The 20,290-nt window shown below is 48.4% G+C and carries 18 protein-coding genes and 1 riboswitch; of the genes, 3 read left to right on the top strand and 15 right to left on the bottom strand.

What is annotated here, in order from left to right; all coding sequences use genetic code 11:
* Positions 1-122: 122 nt before the first annotated feature.
* The 3 genes from MCG98_RS09000 to MCG98_RS08990 are packed head-to-tail and all read right to left on the bottom strand — an operon-like array spanning position 123 to position 3,966.
* On the bottom strand, positions 123-1,469 hold the full coding sequence (locus MCG98_RS09000) for an ATP-binding protein (protein WP_240301667.1): 1,347 nt from the start codon (positions 1,467-1,469) through the stop codon (positions 123-125).
* A gap of 15 nt (positions 1,470-1,484) precedes the next feature.
* Entirely contained in the window at positions 1,485-2,165 is a 681-nt protein-coding gene (locus tag MCG98_RS08995) for a response regulator transcription factor (protein ID WP_240301666.1), read from the bottom strand.
* Positions 2,166-2,196: 31 nt separating this feature from the next.
* The gene (locus MCG98_RS08990) at positions 2,197-3,966 is read right to left on the bottom strand and encodes a Na/Pi cotransporter family protein (protein ID WP_240301665.1); all 1,770 of its coding nucleotides are present in this window, start codon (positions 3,964-3,966) and stop codon (positions 2,197-2,199) included.
* A gap of 364 nt (positions 3,967-4,330) precedes the next feature.
* Between MCG98_RS08990 and MCG98_RS08985 the strand changes: the two genes are divergently transcribed.
* Complete coding sequence (locus tag MCG98_RS08985; protein WP_240301664.1) at positions 4,331-4,516, top strand: hypothetical protein; 186 nt, start codon at positions 4,331-4,333, stop codon at positions 4,514-4,516.
* An 82-nt stretch (positions 4,517-4,598) separates the two neighbouring features.
* On the opposite strand, the gene MCG98_RS08980 is transcribed toward MCG98_RS08985, so the two are convergent.
* The 9 genes from MCG98_RS08980 to MCG98_RS08940 form a co-directional block, all read right to left on the bottom strand.
* The gene (locus MCG98_RS08980; protein WP_240301663.1) at positions 4,599-5,519 is read right to left on the bottom strand and encodes an ABC transporter ATP-binding protein; all 921 of its coding nucleotides are present in this window, start codon (positions 5,517-5,519) and stop codon (positions 4,599-4,601) included.
* Complete coding sequence (locus MCG98_RS08975) at positions 5,519-6,463, bottom strand: ABC transporter ATP-binding protein (protein ID WP_240301662.1); 945 nt, start codon at positions 6,461-6,463, stop codon at positions 5,519-5,521. Before MCG98_RS08975 ends, MCG98_RS08980 begins: the two co-directional genes overlap by 1 nt.
* Positions 6,464-6,475: 12 nt before the next feature.
* Positions 6,476-8,059 carry an ABC transporter substrate-binding protein gene (locus tag MCG98_RS08970; protein WP_240301661.1) on the bottom strand — a complete coding sequence of 528 codons (1,584 nt, stop codon included), beginning with the start codon at positions 8,057-8,059 and terminating at the stop codon, positions 6,476-6,478.
* A 45-nt stretch (positions 8,060-8,104) separates the two neighbouring features.
* Complete coding sequence (locus MCG98_RS08965; RefSeq protein ID WP_240301660.1) at positions 8,105-8,935, bottom strand: ABC transporter permease; 831 nt, start codon at positions 8,933-8,935, stop codon at positions 8,105-8,107.
* The gene (locus MCG98_RS08960; RefSeq protein ID WP_240301659.1) at positions 8,932-9,894 is read right to left on the bottom strand and encodes an ABC transporter permease; all 963 of its coding nucleotides are present in this window, start codon (positions 9,892-9,894) and stop codon (positions 8,932-8,934) included. Before MCG98_RS08960 ends, MCG98_RS08965 begins: the two co-directional genes overlap by 4 nt.
* Before the next feature lie 13 nt (positions 9,895-9,907).
* Positions 9,908-10,642 carry a class I SAM-dependent methyltransferase gene (locus tag MCG98_RS08955; RefSeq protein ID WP_028527423.1) on the bottom strand — a complete coding sequence of 245 codons (735 nt, stop codon included), beginning with the start codon at positions 10,640-10,642 and terminating at the stop codon, positions 9,908-9,910.
* A gap of 95 nt (positions 10,643-10,737) precedes the next feature.
* Positions 10,738-12,606: a cation-translocating P-type ATPase gene (locus tag MCG98_RS08950; protein WP_240301658.1), complete on the bottom strand. Its 1,869-nt coding sequence runs from the start codon at positions 12,604-12,606 to the stop codon at positions 10,738-10,740.
* A 163-nt stretch (positions 12,607-12,769) separates the two neighbouring features.
* On the bottom strand, positions 12,770-14,362 hold the full coding sequence (gene hcp / locus MCG98_RS08945; protein WP_240301657.1) for a hydroxylamine reductase: 1,593 nt from the start codon (positions 14,360-14,362) through the stop codon (positions 12,770-12,772).
* 40 nt (positions 14,363-14,402) lie between these two features.
* Entirely contained in the window at positions 14,403-15,038 is a 636-nt protein-coding gene (locus MCG98_RS08940) for a 4Fe-4S binding protein (protein WP_240301656.1), read from the bottom strand.
* Positions 15,039-15,134: 96 nt separating this feature from the next.
* Here MCG98_RS08940 and MCG98_RS08935 point away from each other — a divergent pair, with 96 nt between their 5' ends.
* Positions 15,135-15,815 carry a Crp/Fnr family transcriptional regulator gene (locus MCG98_RS08935; RefSeq protein WP_240301655.1) on the top strand — a complete coding sequence of 227 codons (681 nt, stop codon included), beginning with the start codon at positions 15,135-15,137 and terminating at the stop codon, positions 15,813-15,815.
* A gap of 53 nt (positions 15,816-15,868) precedes the next feature.
* On the opposite strand, the gene MCG98_RS08930 is transcribed toward MCG98_RS08935, so the two are convergent.
* From MCG98_RS08930 to MCG98_RS08920, 3 genes are all read right to left on the bottom strand, one after another.
* A complete protein-coding gene (locus tag MCG98_RS08930) occupies positions 15,869-16,528 on the bottom strand; it encodes an energy-coupled thiamine transporter ThiT (protein ID WP_240301654.1) in 660 nt (219 codons plus the stop codon).
* Positions 16,529-16,566: 38 nt separating this feature from the next.
* Positions 16,567-16,667: riboswitch (TPP riboswitch) on the bottom strand.
* Between the two features lie 63 nt (positions 16,668-16,730).
* Positions 16,731-16,979 (bottom strand): DUF3781 domain-containing protein, encoded by a 249-nt coding sequence (locus MCG98_RS08925; RefSeq protein ID WP_240301653.1) that lies wholly within the window; start codon positions 16,977-16,979, stop codon positions 16,731-16,733.
* A 50-nt stretch (positions 16,980-17,029) separates the two neighbouring features.
* Positions 17,030-19,273, bottom strand: a complete 2,244-nt coding sequence (locus MCG98_RS08920) for an excinuclease ABC subunit UvrA (protein ID WP_240301652.1) — start codon at positions 19,271-19,273, stop codon at positions 17,030-17,032.
* Positions 19,274-19,411: 138 nt separating this feature from the next.
* Between MCG98_RS08920 and MCG98_RS08915 the strand changes: the two genes are divergently transcribed.
* Complete coding sequence (locus MCG98_RS08915) at positions 19,412-20,275, top strand: AraC family transcriptional regulator (protein WP_240301651.1); 864 nt, start codon at positions 19,412-19,414, stop codon at positions 20,273-20,275.
* The last annotated feature ends 15 nt before the right edge of the window (positions 20,276-20,290 follow it).

Raw genomic sequence — 20,290 nt, 5'->3', positions numbered from 1 at the left:
AAATGCGCCCCCTGCGGCAGATAACTGTCTGCCGCAGGGGGCGCATTTCAAAAAACACTTTTTAATTTTCCGTACTTATTTTCACATTAACATCAAGAGGCCAAAACAACAGATCTCTTTCATCATGTCTTTTTCCAGTCAGGCTCCTGTTTATTTGGAAAATATACGCGTATCTCCGTTCCGGCTCCATATTCACTGTCCAGTTCCATCCGCGCATGATGCTGAGCCACAATATGTTTGACAATGGCAAGCCCGAGTCCTGTCCCTCCTGTAGATTTCGAACGGCTCTTATCAACGCGGTAAAACCTCTCAAAAACCCGTTCCTGATGCTGTATCGGAATTCCGATTCCGGTATCCTTAACAGACAGCATCGTCTCTTCCACATCTTTTTTCAGTCTGACAACCACACTCCCGCCGGGATTGTTATATCGGATGGCATTGTCACACAGATTATAGATCAGTTCATCCAGCATCTGGCGGTTGGCACAGATCGTACACGGACCGCCCTCCAGTTTCAGAGTGACATCATGCTGCTTCGCATTCAGCTGCAGCATACTGATACACGCCTCTGCCAGCTGATAGAGATTTACCATGGTAAATGCGACACTCATATCCTCGACATCCAGCTCCGACAGCCGGATGATATCATCAATCAGAGTCAAAAGCCGTGATGAATTGCGGTGAATCTCCCTCGCGAAACGTCTTACGTCTTCTTCGGATGCCATCCCGGTCTCAATCAATTCCGAGTATCCGGAGATCGAAGTCAGCGGTGTTTTCAGCTCATGTGAAACATTAGCCGTGAATTCCTGGCGCATCTTTGCATTTTTCATGATATCTTTATGCTGGCTATGTATCATGGCGATAAACGGCGTCAGCTCAGGATACGTTTTGATCTCATCCATGTTTTCTATATCATCCGCCATCTGCTCGATCGGTCTCACCAGGCTTTTTGTCAGGACACGGGCAAGAACCACACAGATGGCAAAGATCAGCAGGGCAATCATCGCGATCACAGGAAGCGCGCTCCAGAAAATACTCCAGATACTTCCCGCCTCCTTGGCCACCCGAAGCACCTGTCCGGTCTTAAGTTTTACCGCATAATAAAATGTATTTTTATCAAGAGTCTCCGATTTACGTATCGCCTCACCGATCCCATCTTCAAAAGCCTCGGTAACTTCCGGTCTTCCTCGATGATTTTCCATCACATGGGTATTTGCATTGCTGTCAAACTCCACTGAGCCATCCGGGTTGATCAGGGTAACACGCATATCATCGATCTCGTATGCGACTGCCTCCTTATCGATTTCCTGCTGTGTCATAATACCCTTCATTACATTCGCATAAGATTTGAGATCTTCCAGCACCTGTTTTTGAAACAGGTCATAAAAGACTGCTACCGATAAAATCAGTGTTGCTATGACGGCAATTGCAGCAATCCCTATAAACTGGACATGAATCTTCTTTTTCAATATCTGCCCCCTCACTCATTGCTCATTGCTCATAATGTAGCCGACATTTCTCACTGTTTTGATAAATTTTCCTGCCGTCTTCAGTTTCTGCCGCAATGTTTTAATGTGCATATCCAGTGTTCTGGATTCTCCTTCAAAGTCTGTTCCCCATACCCTGTCCAGGATCGTATCTCTCGGTGTTACGATTCCGGCATTCATCAGCAGGAGCTTTAGCAGCTCATACTCCTTATATGTCAGATCACACGGTTCATCATCCACGAACACCATGCGGCGCTCATTGTCGAGGAAGAGGTTACCCATGGACAGGAATTTTTCCTCCTCCGCATCCATACTGCGGCGCAGCAGGGCTTTCACCCGTGAGATCAGTTCCATGACACCAAACGGCTTCGTCATATAATCATCGGCTCCCATATCCAGACCTTTGACTTTGTCTATCTCCGTCGTCTTGGCGGTCACCATGATAATGGGAATTTTCCTGGTCTCCGAACGCGACCGAAGATTCTTAAGAATCGTAAGTCCGTCCTCATCCGGCAGCATAATATCGAGTATTATCAAGGTCGGAGTCCTGTGCTGCAGCCGCTCATAAAAGGTCTTTGCACAGTCAAAATCCTCCACATCATATCCGACATTCTTCAGCGCAAACGTCTCTATTTCCCGAATATTCAGATCATCTTCCACAATATATATTGCTGCCATTCGTTACCTCCGTTCTCTGTATCCATCTATTTTACGGCAAAGCATATTTTTTTGCAAACTGTACAACCTGTTTTTTGAAATTTTCGTCCTCTGACTGACGCAGTACGTCCAGGTATTCATGTACATCCATTCCGTCATCCTGTAATTCAAGAAGACAGACACCAACATTTGAACAATGGTCCGCCACACGCTCAAAGTTCGTCGTGAGATCCGCCAGCACAAACCCCATCTCTATCGTACAGGTGCCTTTTCGGAGGCGTTTGATGTGACGCTTTTTCAGCTCTTCCTGCATGCCGTCAATGACTTCCTCAAGCGGCTCAATATTTTCCGCCATCTCCTGGTCCTCTGCTCTGAATACCTGAATCGCAGTATCCACGATCTCACAGACGGCATTCATATAGATATTCAGCTCATGCTCTGCCTTCTCAGAAAAGAACAGTTCCTTCTCATGCATCTCTTTTGCCGCTTCCATGATATTCACCGCATGATCTGAGATTCTCTCAAAATCTCCAATACAGTGAAGCAGCAGCGACAACGTATGACTGTCTTTCTGTGACAGGTCACGGCTGCTGAGTTTTACGAGATACGTTCCCAGCTGGTCCTCATAGTGGTCCACATTGTTTTCCAGTGCGACCACCATGTCTGCCTTTTCCTTCTGATAATTATTGATCAAAGTCATCGCTGTGTAAAGGCCCTTCTGTGCCATTTCAGCCATATGAATGGCAACCGTTTTACACTGACCGATCGCAAATGCCGGCTGATCGAGGAATCTGGCATCCAGAAACTGAAGATCTGCCGTCTCTTCTGCTGGAAGTTCGGTTTCCTCATCCGCTTTGATTGTGAGATAAGCCAGTTTCTCCAGCCTCTTTGAAAATGGCAAGAGGACAGCTGTCGCAGATATGTTGAAAATACTGTGTATCACGGCAATGCCTGCCGGGCTGGCCGCATCGCCCAGGAATGCAAAACCTACGACTGCATTCAAAATATAAAATGCCGCCATGAAGATCACGGTTCCTATAATATTAAAGTAAAGATGAACAAGAGCCGCTCTTCTTGCATTTTTACTCGCTCCAATACCGGAGATCATCGCTGTAACACAGGTACCGATATTCTGTCCCATGATAATAGGAAGTGCCGCACCGTATGTCACTGAACCAGTCACACACAATGCCTGCAGGATACCGATCGATGCCGACGAGCTTTGAATGACTGCCGTCAGAACCGCACCGGCGACAACACCCAGAACCGGATTCGAGAACATCAGCAGTATGTTCGTAAATTCCGGAACATCCGCAAGCGGTTTGACCGCAGAACTCATCGTATCCATCCCAAACATCAGAATAGCAAATCCTACCAGTATCATCGCAATATTTTTCTTCTTCTCACTCTTTGAGAACATGAAAATAGCTACACCGATGACTGCCATGATCGGTGAAAATGAAGTAGGCTTTAACAGCTGAATAAAAAAATTGCCGCTTTCAATTCCGGTAAGACTTAAGATCCAGGACGTGACAGTCGTACCGATATTAGCACCCATGATAATTCCGACCGCCTGTGAAAGCTTCATAATACCAGAGTTTACAAATCCCACGACCATTACCGTTGTAGCTGATGACGACTGGATAACCGCTGTCACACCTGCTCCGAGCAGAACCGCCTTAATAGGATTTGACGTCAGCTTCTCCAGGATTTTTTCCATTCTTCCGCCTGACGCTTTTGAAAGGCCGTCCCCCAGAAGAGACATGCCATACAGGAATAATGCAAGTCCCCCGACCATTGTCAATACATCAAATAAATCCATACTTTTCTCCTTATTTTCTCTTATCGTTTTTCCAGGATCACTCGCAGTGACCCCAGTATCAATTTTCATTTTATACGATTCAGGTAAATTTCATAGGCATAGCCGTGTAAAATCTGAGTAAAATTTTCTATACATTGAATTTAACTGATCTGCAAAAGCGTATATTTTATTGTTTTGAAAAAAATAAGACGGCATAGCATTTAGCTATACCGCCCTGCAATAAACACTTTGAGTTCTAAATCGTTCTTCATCTCCTTTTGCAGCTGTACCCGCAAACGCAATACATCGCTATGACCAATCGGTCCACCACATGTTTACTCAAACAATTTTCTATCTTATCTTACACCTTCTCTGTAGGAGGTCTATGACTTCCGGTTTTTCAGGCGCTCCAGGAGAACAGCCTGTCGAGGCTATGGCTGAGGCTGCCGTCAATGCATTGCTTCATAAGATCAATCATCCGAATTCAGCTGACACCCAGACGGTTTTCAAGCCAAAGCTGGCGATTCGGCAGTCTACAGATCCCAATGCACCGTCCACACTCAGTATCTGAAAATTTAAATACGCCAGAGACTTTGTCGTTAAATGTCTCTGGCGTTTCTTAGATTAGCAGAGGATTATCCGGAAATTGGATCCTATAGACAATGGCATCTCATCTCTCTCCCCCGATATTCCCTGGGCCCCGGCACCTTTTTCGCACATATATCTGCCGCTATGTTGCAGAAATCATAATACTCACATCCTGATGCCTCAGTTTCCCGCAGCCGTTCCATCACTGGAAACCGATAAGAACCATCCGCAGTGACTGGCAGCACAGATGCAAGCAACTGCCTGGTATAAGGATGTACCGGTTGATCCAGAATCTCTTTTGTGCCGCCCACTTCTACAATTCTCCCGGCATACATTACTGCTATGCGATCACAGATTGATGCAGTCAATGCCAGATCATGAGTAATAAACAGAAACGAAACGTTCCTTTCCCGTTTTAAACGACGTAGCAGCTGTATCACCTGCGCCTGTAATGAGACATCCAGGGCACTGGTCGCCTCATCGAAGATAATCAGCCTGGGATCACAGAGCAGCGCCCGGGCAATGGCTGCCCTCTGACACTCGCCGCCGCTCAGATTCATAACCGGAACATCGGCATACGCGGTTTTCAGTCCTACAAATTCGATCAGCTCCAGTGACTTTTTTTCAAGCTCTTTTCTTCCCCAAAGGTGATAGGAATCCGCCCCCATCATCACCGACTGAAGCACTGTATACCTGGGATCAAAGGAATCCTTCGGCGACTGAAAAACCATCTGAAGATCCCTTCCGGCACATGTCAGCCTTCTTCCTGCATTTAGCTTTTTTCCGTTGAAATAAATCTCGCCCTCATCCTCGCGTATCAGACGGGCAACCATATAAGCGGTCGTGCTTTTTCCGCATCCGCTTTCTCCGACCAGTCCCAGGCACTCGCCTTCAGCAATCGTAAGATCTATCCCCTTCACCGCCGGAAAAACAGCTTTTTTCTCAACAAAACTCTTCTTTAGTCCCTTTACTTCCAGTAGATTCATCACATACCCTCTTCCGTGACGGCGCAGGCCGTCCAATGCGTCTCAGAGGCCTTCTGCATCGCGGGTATCGTTTCCCGGCAGGAAGCCCTGGCCTGACTGCATCTGTCCGCGAAAATGCAGCCCTTTATTTCCTTTCCGAATTCCGGCGGCACGCCCCCGATACCTTTCGGTACCGCTCCGTTCATCCTGGGAACTGCCTTCAGCAGTGACTGTGTATACGGATGTGCAGGGTTCTGAATAACCTCAGCCGTTGATCCCAATTCTATGATCCGACCGCCGTACATCACGGCTACTCTGTCGGTCAGCTGTGCGACCACGCCCATGTTATGGGTTACGACCAGCATGGAGGTCCCGAAATCGTCCCGTAAAAGACGCATCAGACGGATCACTTCTGCCTGTGCCGTCACATCCAGGGCACTGGTGGGCTCATCCGCAAGGATCAGTTTCGGGCGGTTCATCATTGCAGCAGCAATCGCGATCCTCTGACACATTCCCCCCGACAGCTCGAAAGGATAAGATTTCAGTATCCTTCCGGTATCCTGCAGCCGCATTCTCTCCATCAGGCTTTTAGCCTGCGCAAAACAAGCATCCTTCTTCATTTCCGGATGGTGCATGCGCACAGTCTCATAAAACAGATGGCCGATCGTCTTCATCGGATCCATAGACATCGCCGCATTCTGAAAGATCATTGCGATATCATTTCCTCTGACAGTTCGTAGTTCCTTCTTTTCCATGACTGTTATATCTTTTCCCTCAAAGATGATGCTCCCGCCCGTAACCGATGCAGCCGGGTCCAGGAGCAGAACGGACGCAAGAGCGGTGCTTTTTCCGCTCCCGCTCTCTCCGACGATTCCCACGATCTCTCCCTTTTTCACTTCCAGGCTGACATCCTGTACGATCGTAACATCTCCATATGAAACATATAGATTTTCTAATGATAGCACGCAGTAATCCTCTTATGATTCTTCAATTGTTGTGTTGGCATCCAGCAGATAGTATTCTGAGGGGTTTGTCTTAAGGCCTTTAACAGAACTTCCCATGACATAGATATATTTAGAGTGCCCCACGACAATGTATCCCGCATCCTCAAGAATCAGTCTCTGCACTTCTTTTGCAAGCTCCACCCGTTTGTCAGCATCAAATTCCCGGTTCATCTGTTCGATCACAGCATCAACCCCGGCATTTGAGTAATGGCCATAATTGCTGCTTCCGTCAGTCTTAAAGGCAATATTTGCAAAATACAGCGGATCGCCGGTCGGTGTCATGGTAAAGCTAATCATCATCAGATCAAAATCTCCATTCTCCTGCTGTTCAGCAACTGACTCATAGATTTCCACCTGCAGGTCAATGCCGATTTCTTTCAGTTTGGACGCCATTTCTTCACAGTACATGCCAAGTTCCGCCTTGGTACTGTAAGTAACGATCCGAAGAGAAAGCGGTTTCCCGTCTTTTTCCAGAATCCCGTCCCCGTCGGTATCCCTGTATCCGGCTTCATCCAGCAGTTTCCCGGCCCCCTCCAGGTCATAGTCATAGCCTTCCCCGTCATCCGCACCGAAAGCCATAAAATCAGGATACAGTCCCTTTGTTGGAACAGAAGCTCCCTTATTTAACACACTTGCATAGCTCTCTTTATCAATACTCATGCTCAGTGCCTTACGGACATTGATGTCTTTGAGAAATTCATTTTCATAGTTCATGAAAATGACTTGTCCCCGTGACCCAGGCACGCCGTCCACATGATACCTGGACGTATCGGAAAACAGCTCCAGGCTCGTCCCGGGAATGCTGACTGACAGATCATTCTCTCCCGTCTGCTGCGCCATTGCCAGTGAATTCGTATCGGCGATCACGTTGAATGTCACTTCCTTAAGCTTTGGTTCACCACCCCAGTACCCATCGTATCGCACTACCTTCGCCTGTTTCTTCACTTCATAACTCACTGCTTTGAAAGGTCCCGTGCCAATCGGCTGCTGTGCGATGGTATCCGGTTCGGTGACATCATAGATGCCAGTCAACGGTTCCGAAAGTCCGTTTACAAATGCCGGGACTGGCTCCGACGTCCTGACTGTCAGAATCTGCCCATCCGCCGTCATGGAATCAATGAAGAGCAGTTCATTCATACGGGCATTTACATCCATTGTCCTTTCCCAGCATGCTTTGACGGACTTGGCTGTCACAGGCTTTCCGTTCTGATACGTTACATCATCCCGGAGTGTGATCACCCAGGTGGTCTCATCTTTCATTTCACATGACTGCGCAAGAAAAGGCTGCGCTTCCAGATTTTCATCCAGCTTATACAGCGTCTCTGTGATTCCGTATCTGGACGTATACCAGCTGTTCCAGCTCTCCGCAGGATCAAGGCTGGTCGGACACTGGGTATCTGCAAATACTGCACTCTCCCGGTCCCCTCTTTTAGCATCCTGGGATTCTTCGACTGTGTCTGTCCCTTCTTTCTTATCTTCCGATGCAAAATTTCCGCATCCTGCCAACATCATAAAACCCATAACTGCTGCCAATACTCTCACTGTACTTTTTTTCATCATCTTCTCCTCATGTTCTTTCTTACATCGCAGTAAACTATCTCATTACACTCTTGTCGAACGGTCCAATATATCTCTCTGCTTGTCTCCGAAAAGATTAAACAGCACCGCCGTCAAAAAGATTGCTGCTCCCGGGATCAGTACGAGACTGATATTTGTCTGCATATAATCCTTGCCGGTGTTCATCATGGCACCCCATTCCGCCATCGGTGATTTCACCCCGACTCCCAGATATGACAGGGCCGCCACTTCCATGATCATGACCGAAATACCGAGGCTGGCGTTGACAATCAGCGGCGGGATAATATTGGGAATAATATGCCGGACCATAATCTTCATCCTGCCCTCTCCGCATACTCTTGCCGCCCGGATATAGGTTCGTCCCCTGACGCCCAGTGTCAGGCTGCGGGCCAGTCTGGCATATTCCGCCCACTCAACCAGGCATAACGCAAGAATCGTATTCCGGATGCCTATTCCCATGACTCCTGCGATGGCAATCGCCAGAATAAACTTTGGAAATGCCTGCATAATCGTAATAATTTTAGTCAGAATCCGATCTACAATGCCTCCCGAATATCCGGAAATCACACCGATCCCCGTGCCTATTACAAATACGATACAAATAATAATCAAACTGCTGAAAATAGAAATTCGCGCCCCAAATAGGATTCTAGACAGCATACAGCGTCCCATAGGATCTGTTCCCAGCGGATACTTACGGCTCGGCCCCTGCAGTGCATCACTTAACTCTGTGTGATACGGATCGTTCGGTGCAAGTATGGGCGCCGCAAGCGCAATTACAAACAGAAGAAGGATCAAAACTGCCATTACATAAAAAGAAGCAGGATTCCGCCTGATTTTCTCCCTTCTTTTCATCGTACTCCTCCTTTTATCCTGGGGTCAATGACCGTACTGAGCAGATCCACCGCAAAATTCACGAGTAAAAATATCACAGCCACCCATAACACAAATCCCTGGATCATAAAGTAATCCAGCCGACTCACCGATTCAATGGCAAGCTTTCCGATGCCGTCCCATGAAAATATCGTTTCTATGACGGCTGCTCCTCCCAGCATGATTCCAAAATAAATACTGCACCACGTCAAAATCGGAACCAGTGCATTTTTCAGCACATGGGAAAATAAAATCGTCCTTTCGTCCACACCACGGGCAACCGCCCCTTTTACGTAGTCCTGATTCAGCTGTTCCAGGACAACCGCTCTCACCTGCCGTGTCAGCTTGGAGGAACATTGGATCACCAGCACCGCCGCCGGCAGGACCATCCCCTTCCAGTCATTCGACGCTATGACAGGAAAAACCTGCAGCTTCAGGCAGAAAATCCACAGCAGGATCAGTGAGATAAAAAAGGAAGGCATGGATATTCCGAGAAATGAAAACATCCGGACAATATTGTCCGGCAGCCGATCCTTGTAAACCGCACAGTAAATTCCCAGCGGAACGGATATCAGTACAGTTAAAACAAGCGACACCAGCGTCAGGCTCAGTGTCGGAATGATATGTTTCGCCAGTTCTTTGGCGACCGGTGCCGACGTCGTCATGGACTTGCCCAGATCCCCCTGAAAAACCTTACTCAGCCATGTCCCATACTGTACAAGAAACGGCTTATCAAGCCCCATCTTTTCTTCCTGCTCTCTGATCGCCTCCTCAGAAATCTGCCCCACATTGGCATCGCCTCCCGTAAGCCAGATCTCAGCCGGGTTACCGGGAGCCAGGTACAGTATCAGGAATGTTACAAATGTAATGCCTATCAGTACCAGAATCGTCTGCAGAAGACTGGATACCACTTTCTTACCTGTATTTTTCCACTTATTCATCGTATGCCCTTTTCTACTTCTGCACACATACCAGGAACTCCGGCGTTTTTGCATACTGCAGCTGTTCGATCTCTGAATATACGATCGGATTCAGTTCCGTCTTACAGGACACCTGTCTTGGATTCAGTGATTTCCAGAACTCTCCGTCCCATTTCGGACGTTCCTGATATGTAAGCGGAAATTCTGCCGCAAGGCGTTCCATCTCATTCGCTTTTTCATATACAAATCCGGACTGTTCTTTCACATACCGGCGAAATGACCGATACTCCTGTGCCTGTCTTTCATCTCTCAGATAACCATACCACTCCGCATCAAAATAAAGCAGGCATCCGTCCTTTTTCAATATCCGGTACCAGGATTCCAGCACCTTTTCCGGTTCCAGCTGCATCCACGTCACATCCCTGGCAACGATCATATCCATGCTGCCGTCCGCGAACGGAAGCTCATCCCCCGTCTGCAGAAAACAGATATCAACTCCGGCCTGTCTGGCATTTTCCTGGGCGCACCGCAGCATCTCGGCATTCTGGTCCACCGCTGTCACCTGATATCCCTCCTTCGCGAGCAAGATCGCAAAAAATCCAGGTCCCGTGCCAACATCCAGAATCTTTGTATTCTTTCTGTCGGGTGCATACTGCAAAAGCAGGGATTTCCATTTGTCATAACAGCTGGTGAGCTGAAACTGATTCTGCTGACTGTAGCTCTCGGCCCTGTCGCTCCAGTAATCGGTAATTTTTTCCTTTATGTACATACTTTTTCACACTCTCTTCTACAAAATATGACAGCTTTCTGTTTTATCTTACAAAAAAGAGGAGTCCCCCACAAGCCCCGTGGGGGGTTCCTCTTTCATCTTTTTTTCCATGTCAGCAGAACTGCTGAATTTAAAATGACTACCACTGAACCTGCATTGTGCACCAGCGCGCCGACGACCGGATTTAGTATCCCGCTGATCGCCAGAACAATTGCAATAAAGTTCAGAATCAGTGAAAACGTGAGATTACACTTAATCGTGATCATCATCCGCTTTGCAAGATAAAACAGATATGGGATCTCCCTGATATCATCATTGACCAGTACGATATCAGCAGCATCCACCGCGATGTCACTTCCCACACCGCCCATGGCGATTCCAACACATGCTTTTTTCAGAGCCGGCGCATCATTGATGCCATCCCCGATCATACACACCTGCTTTTCCTGTTTTTGATAACTGTCTATCCATATCAGCTTATCTTCCGGCAGGCAGTTCGCCCTGATTTCATCGATATGCAGCTGGCCGCCGATGTGTCTTGCAGCATTTTCATTATCTCCGGTCAGGAGAACCGGTGTCACTCCCGCCTGCTTCACGCCCAGAATGGTCCGCGCAGCACTATCACGCAGTGTGTCCGCCAGTGCAATAAAACCTGCCAGCTCCTCGTCGACGGCAAGCATGGTCACAGTACATCCGTCATCCAGATACTGTTTCATTTCATGTTTCGCAGACTCTGGTATCAAAATCTGGCTTCCTGAAAGTAATTCCAGGTTTCCGGCAATAATTTGTCTTCCGCTTTGCATTGCCTTTACCCCGCGTCCCGGAAGCATCTGGAACTGTTCAGGCTCTGGAATTTCCGCTTTTATATTTTCCTTAAAGCAGCGTACGATCGCTTTTCCCAGAGGATGCTCAGAACGCATTTCAGCAGTTGCCGCATACGTATAAAGTTCATGTTCCGTGAGTTCTTCTTTGAAACTGTGAACTGCCACTACCTGAGGTGTCCCGTATGTCAGTGTCCCCGTTTTATCAAACGTAATATACCCTGCCGATGCGAGCCGTTCCAACGCGTCTCCCTCCCGTACAAGAAAGCCGTGCCGTGTAGCATTTCCGATAGCCGCCATGATCGCAGTTGGCGTTGCAAGCACCATTGCACACGGGCAGAAAACAACAAGAATCGTTACTGCACGGATCAACTCACCTGATATCATCCAGGTAAGAGCCGCGGCAGTCAGTGCAATTACCACGATCCAGGTCGCAAAGCGGTCGGCGATCCCGACAATCTTTGCCTTTCCCGCATCTGCCGACTGGACCAGCCGGATCATGCGCTGAATCGAACTGTCTTCTTCTGCTTTTGTTGCCTCCATGTCAAAAGAGCCAAACTGATTGACGGTACCGCTGGCAACCTCGTCACCGGCTGCCTTGTCTACCGGCAGTGATTCGCCGGTCATAATCGCCTGATTGACAGAAGTCTGTCCAGCTTTAATAACGCCGTCAACCGGAATCGTCTCACCCGGCAGTACCCGCAGGATATCACCAGCCTGCACCTCTTCCGCCGGTATTATAATTTCCTGTGTTCCCAGTATCCTCCTGGCTGTCCGGGGAGTCAAATGTACAAGTTTCTCAATTCCCGCACGGGCTCTGGCTACTGTCAAATCCTCCAGCAGAGCTCCGAGCTGCATAATGAATGCAATCTCACCTGCTGCGAAGTCTTCCCCGATGATCACCGAAGCCACCAGCGCAATGGAAACCAGGACATCAGCCTTGATATCAAATGCGCTCACAAGACCGATCACCGCTTCTAAAATAATGGGAACGCCACATAAGATAACTGCGACCCATGCCATATCAAAAGTAAACGGATGAAACTCAAAGAGACTTGCAAGCAATGCTGCGGCAGAAATCAAGAGACAGGTGATGTCTTTTTTTGTTCCTCCCCATTCCAATAGTTCCTCTAATTTTTTCATAGCATCCCCCTTCCACAATACCCATACGGGTATATGCACATTATACCTATAGGGGTATATGATGTCAAGAGGATTTACAAAAAAATCCATATCGGGTACCATCCTTCAAATGTATAAGAGGCATGGCTTAATGCCATGCCTCTGTATCATCGTTCTTCTGTTCTTAAGCAAGGATTTCTTCCAGATCTTTTTCCGGTGTCGTAATCGGAGCAATATTATAATTCTCCACAAGGAAGTTCAATACATTCGGTGATACAAACGCCGGCAATGTCGGACCCAGTTTGATGTTCTTGATCCCCAGATGAAGCAGTGTCAGCAGAATACAGACTGCTTTCTGCTCATACCATGAAAGTACCATAGACAATGGAAGTTCATTGACTCCGCAATCAAATGCTTCCGCAAGTGCGACAGCTACTTTGATCGCACTGTATGCGTCATTGCACTGCCCCATATCCATAAGGCGAGGCAGACCGCCAATTGTCCCGAGATCCAGATCGTTGAAACGGTACTTGCCGCATGCCAGTGTCAGCACTACCGTATCAGACGGGGTCTGACGCACAAACTCTGTGTAATAATTCCGTCCTGTACGGGCTCCGTCACAGCCTCCCACCAGGAAGAAATGCCTGATCGCACCACTTTTTACCGCCTCGATCACCTGATCAGCAACTCCCAGCACAGTACCATGGCCAAATCCAGTCATGACAGTTTTTCCGCCGTTGATACCGGTAAACACTTTATCTTCAGCAAATCCCCCCAGTTCCAGTGCCTTTTCAATCACAGGAGTAAAGTCCTTATCTTCTCCGATGTGAACCATCTCCGGATAAGATACCATCTCAGTCGTGAACACCCGGTCGGCATAGCTGTCTTTCACCGGCATCAGGCAGTTTGTTGTAAACAGAACCGGGGCAGGCAGATCTGAAAATTCTTTCTGCTGATTCTGCCATGCCGTACCGAAGTTTCCTTTTAGATGAGAATACTTCTTAAGTTCGGGATACGCATGAGCAGGCAGCATCTCACCATGCGTATATACATTGATACCTTTCCCCTCCGTCTGCTCAAGCAGCAGCTTCAGATCATAAAGATCATGGCCGGTGATCACAATGAACGGCCCTTTTTCTACAGATAATGACACTTCGGCGGGAGCAGGTGTTCCAAAAGTTTCTGTATTTGCACGGTCAAGCAGTTCCATGCAGCTTAAATTCACCTTACCTGTTTCCATCACAACAGGAAGCAGTTCTTCCATTCCCCAGTCCTCTGAGATAGCGGAAAGCGCCTTATAAAAAAAGTTATTGACTGCTTCGTCTTTGTAACCCAGAACTGCTGCGTGGTAAGCGTATGCAGCCACACCACGGATACCGAACAGAATCAGTGATTTCAGGGAACGGATATCTTCATCGTCATTCCACAGTTTAGACATATCATAATTTTCCGTATTTTCACACTGGGATCCGCATGCGCTGCATCCAGGCACAACGATTGTTTTCTCACCATTCACACGTCCGATCAGGTTTCTAATCGTTTCATCATTGAAGTTTACATTGGTAAGTGTCGCAAACAACCCATCGATGATGATCTGATCCGTGTTTTTTGTTTTGGGGTTGTTGCCGCAGGCGCGGGCCAGGCCAATCAGCGCACCAGTGAGCTCATCCTGCAGTTTCGCCGTATCTGCAGATTTACCGCAGACACCCGCATTTCCTGTACAGCCGGAACATCCCGCTGTTTGTTCACACTGAAAACAAAACATTTTTTGACTCATAGTAGAATCTCCTCTCTTCTTCTTTTACTATAATTGCAATTTATTCTAAGACACGCCCATTTTTAGAAATGGTAACTGTCTGCCATGGAATACGTTTTCCGCTGTTTTCAAGCGCTGTCATCGCCGCATGTTCAATACCGGCGCAACAGGGGACTTCCATCCGGACCACCGTCACGCTCCTGATATGATTCTGTCTGATGATCTGAGTCAGCTTTTCACTGTAATCGCCGTCGTCCAGTTTCGGACATCCGACCAGTGTCACTCTGCCGTGCATAAACTCCTGATGGAAATTTCCATAAGCATACGCCGTGCAGTCGGCAGCGATCAGCAGATCCGCCCCTTCGAGAAAAGGAGCATTTACAGCCACCAGCTTTATCTGCACCGGCCATTGCCTCAGCTGGGACGATGCCACGGGCACAGGCTGCACCGGTCCGGCTTTTTTCTTCTGATTGGCGGCGACAGCCTCTCTGTCATAGTCGGCCGCTTCACGTTCTACGAAATGAATCGCATCGACTGGACATGCGGGGAGACAATCACCCAGACCGTCACAGTAGTCATCCCGCAGCAGCTTCGCCTTGCCGCCTGTCACCCCTATCGCACCCTCATGACAGGCATTTGCACACAGGCCGCATCCATTGCATTTTTCTTCATCTATCTGGATAATTCTTCGAACCATTTTTGTTTTCCTCCTGTCTGTTTTCTTGACTTTATGGGTACAGTATAATAGAATCATTCCAACAAGTATGTTGTTATAACAACAAAGGAGCAAAAAATGGATTATATTTTTTTATCAAAGACTTTACTGTTCCGAGGGGATTCTCCTGAAGAAATTGAAATCATGTTGAACTGCCTGGGATGTGAACGGAAAACGTTTAAAAGAGGGGAAGTAATCTATCACGCCGGTGACATTGTCCAGTCTCTTGGCATCGTCATGTCAGGTCGGGCGCAAATTGAAAATGATGATCTGTGGGGGAATAAAAGTGTACTGGACAGTCTGGGACCAGGTCAGGTCTTTGCAGAGACGTACGCCTGTGTTCCGGGCGAACCTCTGATGGTGAGTGTTACAGCGACCGAGGCGTCTGAGATCTTATTTTTAAATATCGGGCGGGTACTGAAGACCTGCCCCAATGCCTGCCAGCACCACAGCAGGCTGGTCAGCAATCTGCTCACCATCTCTGCTCAGAAAAATCTGAACCTGTCCCGGCGGATCTTCCACACATCATCGAAATCTATCCGGGGAAGGCTGATGTCGTATCTGTCATTTCAGGCTGCCCGTCAGGGGTGTTATGAATTTACCATACCGTTTAACCGTCAGCAGCTTGCAGACTATCTGAGCGTGGACCGCAGTGCCATGTCAAATGAACTGAGTAAAATGCAGAGAGAGGGATTATTGTCTGTTGACAGGAATCATTTCTGCCTCAAAGAAGACATGGCAGATTTTGGAGGTGAATAAGCGAAGTCAGAAACACCTGCAGTGTATGGACAGGGAAAGTTCTGAGTTCTATATTAATTGATCGCCATCTCTTTTACCCGTGCCAGGGCTTTGCTGACAGACGGAATCATCAGAATCACGATTGTCAGTATCCCCTCAGCAAAAATATACGCTGCATTATATGCAAGTGAGTACGACAGTGCCCCCCATCCTGCCCACGCATATTCCCCGAAAAACAGCCATCCGGAGAGAACCGAGAATACGTAGCGTCCCAGGATACCGATGATGTACCCCTTCAGCAGCCCTCGCCTGGACTTTGCAAAGAGTCCGGAGAGTCCAAATGCGCCGAAAGCAAGCAGATAGTCGACGATGATCTGTATCGGAAACAGAATATACGGCCCCAGCAGAAACTGCAGCACGCCATAGGCTGTCGCGCTTAAAAGACCCGCCCCCAGACCGTAAAAATATCCCGGCAGGCAGATAAACAGCATGCTGCAAAGCGTGACCGCACCGCCGAACGGAAATTCATAGACCTTCAGCATGGACAACACGGATGCCAGAGCAACCGACATGGCACAGAACACCAGCTGCCGTGCATTCATGTGTTTTCTTTTTCCTCTGCCAGCAATAACCGAAGCCAGGATCAGCAAAGCCGCCAGCAATATCCCCACAGCCGCGTATCCCCCTGACGTGAGCGCATATCCATCCTCCGAAGCCTTAACAAAAAATGACATCAAAAAAACCTCCTTAGACAGAATTCAGGAGGGTTCTACTGATAATTACACTGCTTCCTTACGCCGGCATGATCCGGATCAAGTAGTGAGGGTCAACACATATGGTTCTCTCAGCCCGAAGGCTCCCCTAGCTGAATACTGTATGTTATTCTTTCCTGATTATAGCATTTGACCGGAGAATGTCAATAGAAGATGTATCTTTTCATTTCGCAGCATGTGCCGTGATAATGGTATAACTATATGCATTTACCGTAATGATGCAGGCATCCGTTCTCACATACCAGTTTTTCCCGTTTCTTGTGATAACAGCATTGGGAGAATTGATTTTTATTTTGCACCATTCGACCACATCATCTGTATCTAAAGACAAATTTCTTTTTATTCTCACCACACCCAGTTTCGTTGTATGCAGTCTGTCCAGTTTTTTCAGCAATTCATGATCTTCATTCATTCTTAACCTACCGCCATTCCTTTGTTGAAATTCTGTTTTTCTTTGCTGTCTCACCGTTCACACGAGGCCCGCAGGCTATCGGCGGTCAGCGTGTTTGCGTTCCTCAGCATATCCACCGGCGTTCCTGCGAATACCACCTCGCCCCCATTTTTGCCTCCATCCGGTCCGATGTCGATAATCCAATCCGCCCGTTTCATCACATCAAGATTGTGTTCGATCACCACCAGGGTGTTATCACGGGACACGATCATATCGAACAGCTCCATCAGATTCTGGATATCAGACATGTGCAGGCCGGTGGTTGGCTCGTCCATCACAATAATTTTGCCCCTCTTCCCCAGTTTCTTCGCCAGCTTGATCCTCTGGCGTTCGCCGCCGGACAGTGTCCCAAGCGGCTGTCCCAGCGTCAGATAGGATAGCCCCACCTGCTTCATCACCTTCAGCCGTCTTCTGATTCCGGCATCCTCGAACACTTCCAGCGCCTGTGAAGCAGTCAGGCTCAAAATCTCCACAATATTTTTCCCTTTATAGGTACAGGCGAGTGCCTCCTGATTATAACGCAGCCCTCCGCAGGCCTCGCACTCTGTCACAATCGGATCCATGAAAGCAAGTTCTGTCACGATAACCCCCTTGCCGCCGCACACCGGACATGCACCTGTGGAATTGAAGCTGAACAGGCCGTCCGGCTTTCCGCTCTCCCGCGCCAGCAGCTTCCGTATTTCATCGAAAAAGCCGAGGTAGGAGGCAGGCGTGGAGCGGTTCGTCGCCGTGATGGGGCCCTGGTCCACCATCACAATATCGCTTTCATACTGGCTGGCAAACACTTTGGAGATCAGCGTGCTCTTTCCGGAACCGGCCACACCGGTCACAACGGTCATAATCCCAAGTGGGATGTCCACATCTACATGTTTCAGGTTATGGAGGCAGGCATTCCGGACGGGCAGCATGCCCGCCGGCTGTCGGGGATTTGGCTTCAATGGCATTTTCTGCCGCATTGCCCTGCCTGTAAGGGTATCGGCTTTCAGTAGCTTTTGATAACTGCCCGCAAACACGATCTCCCCGCCGCTCTGCCCCGCCAGCGGCCCCACATCAATTACATAGTCAGCGATAGAGATGACATCTTTGTCGTGCTCCACCACAAGTACCGTATTGCCCTTGTCACGGAGCTGTCTGAGCAGATTATTCATGCGATAGACATCACGTGGATGCATACCGGCGCTGGGTTCATCAAAGATATAGGTCAGCCCTGTCAAACTGCTGCCCATGTACCGGACCAGCTTCAGACGCTGTGCCTCACCGCCGGACAGTGAAGGAGTTTCCCGGTTGAGATGCAGATACGGCAGGCCGATCTCTATCATCCTGTCCACCCCCTCTATCATCGTCTGTATCAGAACCCCCACCGTCTGATCTGATATCTGTGACAGAACTTCACGAAGCTGGGTCAGCTCCATTCCGCACATATCCGCGATGGAATATCCTCCAATCCTGCAGTTCAATACCGTATCATTCAGGCGCTTTCCGCGGCAGTCGGTACACTCGATCTCTGAAATCAGATTTTGTGACTTATCCTGAGTATGCCTGCTTTTGCTGCTGATATCACGGTTCAGAAGCGTTTTCGTATATTTATGAAACAGACCGGTCACTTTCGGATTTTCCGGCTCACCCCTGCCGTCACGCGAACCATACAGAAGCAGATTGTATTCCTCCCCGGTATACTCCCGGACCGGCTTGTCCAGGTCGAACAGCCCGGACCCGGCATACTGCTTCCAGTACCAGGAACCGGGCCGGAACAGGGAATCCTTCACGCAGCCTTCCTTCCAGGACTTATCTGGTTCTATGATGGCTTCCACGTCTACTTTAACAATCTTCCCAAGACCGGAACATGTTTTGCACATCCCCGCCGGGTCATTAAAGGAAAAGCAGGATGCCGTCCCCACATACGGCCGTCCGATCCTGGAAAACAAAAGCCGCAGGCTGGAATACAGACCGCTGATCGTTCCCACTGTGGAACGGGAGTTGCCTCCCAGAGGAGACTGGTCCACCACGACGGACGCCGTCAGATTGTCAATACGCTCGGCGGCGGGCTTAGGATATTTGGGCAGCCTGGCCCGTACGAACGCCGGATAGGTGGCATTCATCTGCCGCTGTGACTCGGCGGCAATGGTATCAAATACAATACTGGATTTACCGGAACCAGACACGCCGGTAAACACTGTAATTTTTTCCCTGGGGATCCTGAAACTGACGTGCTTTAAATTATTTTGAGTCAGTCCCTGCACCAGAATATCTGCCATCTGTTATACCTCATTTCGTTTGCTGTTCCTATCATACCACATGCTAATGTGCCATTCATGATAGTTTTTGCTTTTTTTGGATATGGAGATATAAAATGCACTATGTTATAATGAGAAAACCGCAAAGGAGGTGCCGGCTTGATACCATTATCCCCATTAGAGAGGGCAATCAAATACATTGAAGAACATTTAGATGAAAATATCGGCCTGACTGATGTGTCCAGGGAGACTGGCTACTCCTACTGCCATATGACGCGGCTGTTTTCTTCCGTATTAGGGGAATCGGTCGGCCGCTACATTCATCGGCGGAAGCTGTATCATGCTTCCGAAAAACTTATTTATTCTGACGATCGGATCATAGATATTGCTCTTGACAGCGGATTCCAATCATCGGAGGCGTTCAGCAGAGCATTTAAGTCTGTCTTTGGCGTCAGCCCGGTTCATTACCGGAAGGAGGGCGTTGACCTTGTAGTGAACGCCAAGAGAGAACTTACACCTCAGGATGTCAGTCACATCGCGAATAATATTTCACATTCACCTGAGATCGTCATGATGAGGGAAACAAAGGTAGCCGGCATTCGGGGAACTACATCCCTCCTGGATAACCGGCTTCCCGGATTGTGGGATGAGTTTCTGCATCTTCATGCAGGTGTTTTTGCTGATGCCGGCGTGGGATACCGCATCTGTGAAACGCAGCGGACCAGCTATACAGAAGACGGCGACGTATCATTTTCAGCCATGGTTGGCAGCCCGGTGTATGATTTTGACAAGCTTCCGGAATCACTTGCCGCAAAGACACTGCGTGGGGGAAGATATGCCGTTTTCACTCACCGCGGCACTTTCTCAAATCTGTTCAAAACTTATCAGTATATCTTCGGAACATGGCTGCCCTCATCGAAAGAGGTTCTCGACGACAGGGAAGATTTTGAAGTCTATGAGCACAAGGTAGTATCTTTTGACGATCCGGACAATGAAGTTAAAATTTTTATTCCTGTTAAATAGGAACTGTTACACAGA

It is taken from the genome of Ruminococcus sp. OA3 (genome assembly GCF_022440845.1).
In the GTDB taxonomy this organism is placed as follows: domain Bacteria; phylum Bacillota; class Clostridia; order Lachnospirales; family Lachnospiraceae; genus Ruminococcus_G.
This window is presented reverse-complemented; position numbering and strand designations above follow the sequence as displayed.

Coding starts and splice junctions, on each gene's coding strand:
- MCG98_RS08955 (WP_028527423.1), bottom strand. CDS start 10,642: ATGTACATAAAGGAAAAAATTACCGATTACTGGAGCGACAGGGCCGAG.
- MCG98_RS08950 (WP_240301658.1), bottom strand. CDS start 12,606: ATGAAAAAATTAGAGGAACTATTGGAATGGGGAGGAACAAAAAAAGAC.
- MCG98_RS08990 (WP_240301665.1), bottom strand. CDS start 3,966: ATGGATTTATTTGATGTATTGACAATGGTCGGGGGACTTGCATTATTC.
- MCG98_RS08925 (WP_240301653.1), bottom strand. CDS start 16,979: ATGAATGAAGATCATGAATTGCTGAAAAAACTGGACAGACTGCATACA.
- hcp (WP_240301657.1), bottom strand. CDS start 14,362: ATGAGTCAAAAAATGTTTTGTTTTCAGTGTGAACAAACAGCGGGATGT.
- MCG98_RS08965 (WP_240301660.1), bottom strand. CDS start 8,935: ATGAAAAGAAGGGAGAAAATCAGGCGGAATCCTGCTTCTTTTTATGTA.
- MCG98_RS08920 (WP_240301652.1), bottom strand. CDS start 19,273: ATGGCAGATATTCTGGTGCAGGGACTGACTCAAAATAATTTAAAGCAC.
- MCG98_RS08935 (WP_240301655.1), top strand. CDS start 15,135: ATGGATTATATTTTTTTATCAAAGACTTTACTGTTCCGAGGGGATTCT.
- MCG98_RS08985 (WP_240301664.1), top strand. CDS start 4,331: ATGACTTCCGGTTTTTCAGGCGCTCCAGGAGAACAGCCTGTCGAGGCT.
- MCG98_RS08970 (WP_240301661.1), bottom strand. CDS start 8,059: ATGAAAAAAAGTACAGTGAGAGTATTGGCAGCAGTTATGGGTTTTATG.
- MCG98_RS08940 (WP_240301656.1), bottom strand. CDS start 15,038: ATGGTTCGAAGAATTATCCAGATAGATGAAGAAAAATGCAATGGATGC.
- MCG98_RS08930 (WP_240301654.1), bottom strand. CDS start 16,528: ATGTCATTTTTTGTTAAGGCTTCGGAGGATGGATATGCGCTCACGTCA.
- MCG98_RS08960 (WP_240301659.1), bottom strand. CDS start 9,894: ATGAATAAGTGGAAAAATACAGGTAAGAAAGTGGTATCCAGTCTTCTG.
- MCG98_RS08980 (WP_240301663.1), bottom strand. CDS start 5,519: ATGAATCTACTGGAAGTAAAGGGACTAAAGAAGAGTTTTGTTGAGAAA.
- MCG98_RS08995 (WP_240301666.1), bottom strand. CDS start 2,165: ATGGCAGCAATATATATTGTGGAAGATGATCTGAATATTCGGGAAATA.